General features: G+C 53.3%; 1 rRNA gene. It reads left to right on the forward strand.

Annotation, left to right across the window (positions count from 1 at the left end):
• Positions 1 to 315: ribosomal RNA gene (locus ACQCV8_RS20190) — 23S ribosomal RNA — on the forward strand; the annotation flags it as partial.

Consider the following 315-nt stretch of genomic DNA (forward strand, 5'->3'; position numbering starts at 1 on the left):
CGAGGCCGAAAGGCGTAGGCGATGGACAACAGGTTGAGATTCCTGTACCACCTCTTTTCCGTTTGAGCAATGGAGGGACGCAGGAGGATAGGGCAAGCGCGCTGTTGGATATGCGCGTCCAAGCAGTTAGGCCGGCAAGCAGGCAAATCCGCTTGTCATAAGGCTGAGCTGTGATGGCGAGGGAAATAAAGTACCGAAGTTCCTGATTCCACACTGCCTAGAAAAGCTTCTAGCGAGGAAAATGGTGCCCGTACCGCAAACCGACACAGGTAGGCGAGGAGAGAATCCTAAGGTGATCGAGAGAACTCTCGTTAA

The organism is Metabacillus sp. 84 (assembly GCF_050107715.1).
Classification (GTDB): Bacteria; Bacillota; Bacilli; order Bacillales; family Bacillaceae; genus Metabacillus_B.